The organism is Marispirochaeta aestuarii, from assembly GCF_002087085.1.
GTDB lineage: Bacteria > Spirochaetota > Spirochaetia > JC444 > Marispirochaetaceae > Marispirochaeta > Marispirochaeta aestuarii.
Window position 1 is genome coordinate 1 of record NZ_MWQY01000047.1, and the last position, 3602, is coordinate 3602.

Annotated in this window: 2 rRNA genes; both read left to right on the top strand. The window is 51.2% G+C overall.

The annotated features are described in order from the left end of the window. The first annotated feature begins 41 nt into the window (after positions 1-41). Positions 42-3265: ribosomal RNA gene (locus B4O97_RS19000) — 23S ribosomal RNA — on the top strand. A 205-nt stretch (positions 3266-3470) separates the two neighbouring features. Further along, a 5S ribosomal RNA gene (gene rrf / locus B4O97_RS19005) occupies positions 3471-3580 on the top strand. The last annotated feature ends 22 nt before the right edge of the window (positions 3581-3602 follow it).

A 3602-nucleotide genomic window follows, 5' to 3' on the forward strand; every position in this document is an offset into this window, starting at 1 on the left:
GCGGCGACCGCAGCAATAGAGGAAGGAGCACAAACTAATATGGTCAAGCGAATAAGGGTCCACGGAGGATGCCTTGGAGCTGTTCGGCGAGGAAGGTCGTGGTAAGCTGCGAAAAGCCTGGGGGAGGAGCAAACATCCGATGATCCCGGGATTACCGAATGGGGTAACCCGGCAGAGTAGACTCTCTGTCACTGCTGTGTGAATAAACTAGCACAGTGGAGCGATACCTGGGGAACTGAACCATCTAAGTACCCGGAGGAAGAGAAATCAAATGAGATTGCCTGAGTAGCGGCGAGCGAACGGGCAAGAGCCTAAACCGAAGTGCGTGCACTTCGGGGTTGTAGGGCGTACAGTAAAGTGTGCATGGAAATTAGGAGAACGGTATTGGAAAAGCCGGCCAGAGAGGGTGAAAGCCCCGTATCTGAAAATGGAAGTGCAGATGAGTGCGTACCTGAGTAGGACGGGACACGAGGAATCCTGTCTGAATCTGGGGGGACCACCCTCCAAGGCTAAATACGAAACAGCTACCGATAGCGAATAGTACCGTGAGGGAACGGTGAAAAGCACCCCGGGAGGGGAGTGAAATAGAACCTGAAACCGTGGACCTACAAGCGGTCAGAGCCCCGCTACTAAATTACTCAAAAGAAGGAACAGTAAAATGTATTACGTATATGTACTGTTTAATAAGAGGAATCAAAAAGATACCTATGTTGGATATACGAACAACATAGAACGTCGAGTATTACAGCATAATGCCGGTGAAAATGCTTCCACAAAAGGAAGGGAATGGGAACTGGTATACTATGAAGCGTATCTTAGTGAACATAGTGCAAGAGAACGGGAGCGTAAACTCAAGCACGATGGACGAGTAAAAAGGTATCTTCTTGAGAGAGTAAGAAAACAATTTGAGTAATTTAGTAGCGGGGTGATGGCGTGCCTTTTGTAGAATGAGCCTGCGAGTTACCGTATGTTGCGAGGTTAAGGTTTAGAAGAACCGAAGCCGGAGGGAAACCGAGTCTGAACAGGGCGTATAGTAGCATGTGGTAGACCCGAAGCCGAGTGATCTATCCATGTCCAGGTTGAAGCTCTGGTAACACAGAGTGGAGGACCGAACCCTAGTCTGTTGAAAAAGGCAGGGATGAGGTGTGGATAGGAGTGAAAGGCTAATCAAACTCGGAGATAGCTGGCACTCCTCGAAATAGCTTTAGGGCTAGCCTTGCGTTAGTTTACCGGAGGTAGAGCACTGATTGGGCTAGGGCCTTTCACCGGGTACCAAACTCAGTCAAACTCCGAATGCCGGCTAAATGATGCGCGGGAGTCAGACTACGGGTGACAAGATTCGTGGTCGAAAGGGAAACAGCCCAGACCGTCAGCTAAGGTCTCAGAACTATGCTTGAGTGGAAAAGGAAGTGCAACGGCGAAGACAGCCAGGAGGTTGGCTTAGAAGCAGCCATACCTTTAAAGAGTGCGTAACAGCTCACTGGTCGAGTCGTTGTGCGCCGACAATGTAACGGGGCTAAGCATAGTACCGAAGCTACGGCTTGATAGTTTACTATCAGGGGTAGAGGAGCATTCCATGTACAGATGAAGGTGTGTTGGAAGACATGCTGGATGGGATGGAAGAGAGAATGCAGGCATGAGTAACGAAAAGACAGGTGAGATCCCTGTCCGCCGAAAGCCTAAGGATTCCAGGGTTAAGGTAATCTGCCCAAGGGTTAGTCGGCCCCTAAGGCGAGGCCGAAAGGCGTAGTCGATGGGAAACGGGTTAATATTCCCGTACCTCTTACAGGACTTATGGAGTGACGCATGAGGCGAAGCCGGGCCGGGCGATGGTAGTCCCGGTCTAAGCACTAAGCTGATGATCTGTGTAGGCAAATCCGCACAGAGAGGTGAGGTGTTAAGGCGAGAGACCCTACGGGGAATCGAAGCTGGTGGAGTCAAGGTGCCGAGAAAGAACTTCTAAAGATATGCTGTAGGGGACCGTACCGCAAACCGACACAGGTAGGCGGGAAGAGTATTCTCAGGCGCTCGGGAGAATTCACGTTAAGGAACTCGGCAAAATACACACGTAACTTCGGGAGAAGTGTGGCCCTGAATGGATGTCAAAGTTTGTTTGGGGTTGCAGAGAAAAGGTTCAAGCGACTGTTTACCAAAAACACAGGTCTCTGCGAAATCGCAAGATGAAGTATAGGGACTGACACCTGCCCGGTGCCGGAAGGTTAAGAGGAGATGTGAGAGCGTCGAATTGAAGCCCCGGTAAACGGCGGCCGTAACTATAACGGTCCTAAGGTAGCGAAATTCCTTGTCGGGTAAGTTCCGACCCGCACGAATGGTGTAACGACTTGAACGCTGTCTCAACGTGAAACCCGGTGAAATTGAAGTATCGGTGAAGATGCCGATTACCTGTGGTTAGACGGAAAGACCCCGTGAACCTTTACTGCAGCTTGGCATTGAAATGTGGCCTGTGATGTGTAGGATAGGAGGGAGACTGAGAGTCGTGGTCGCTAGGCTGCGAGGAGTCGTTGGTGAAATACCTCCCTTTGCCGGTTATATTTCTAACGGTGTCCATGAACCTGGGCACTGGACAATGTCAGGTGGGCGGTTTGACTGGGGCGGTCGCCTCCAAAAGAGTAACGGAGGCGCGCGAAGGTAACCTCGCGTTGGTTGGAAATCAACGTACGAGTGCAAAGGCACAAGGTTGCTTGACTGCGAGACGTACATGTCGAGCAGGTACGAAAGTAGGTCTTAGTGATCTGGCGGTTCTGAGTGGAAGGGCCGTCACTTAACGGACAAAAGGTACTCCGGGGATAACAGGCTGATTTTGCCCAAGAGTTCATATCGACGGCAAAGTTTGGCACCTCGATGTCGGCTCATCGCATCCTGGGGCTGGAGCAGGTCCCAAGGGTATGGCTGTTCGCCATTTAAAGCGGTACGCGAGCTGGGTTCAGAACGTCGCGAGACAGTTCGGTCCCTATCTGCCACAGGCGTTGGATGTTTGAGAGGATCTGTTCTTAGTACGAGAGGACCGGAATGGACGAACCTCTGGTGTACCAGTTATCCTGCCAAGGGTACGTGCTGGGTAGCCAAGTTCGGCCGGGATAACCGCTGAAGGCATCTAAGTGGGAAGCCCCCCTCGAGATGAGACATCCCATCACCTTTAAGGTGACATAAGACCCCAGAGAGAAGATCTGGTTGATAGGCCGGCGGTCTACGCATGGTAACATGTTGAGCTGACCGGTACTAATAGGTCGAGAGGCTTGACCATATTATTGAGTGCTCCTTTTCCTTAACGGGCCGTGTACAAACGGCCGATGTGCTCTACAGTCGAAAGACACACAACATAGTTTACCAAAAGGTAAACGCACGAAGCGTTCAATACGAACAGGCGGCTTTGCCGATCTGTGAGTAGCTTGGACAAAGGAAGTCGGAGGGGTACCTCCCGATGACGACCGTAAATAAGGCAATTATTGCCAGGTGACCTTAGCGAAGGGGATCCACCCGTTCCCATGTCGAACACGGAAGTTAAGCCCTTCAGCGCCGATGGTACTGCGTTAAGCGGGAGAGTAGGACGTCGCCTGGCTTTTTTTATTAATGTGATCCGC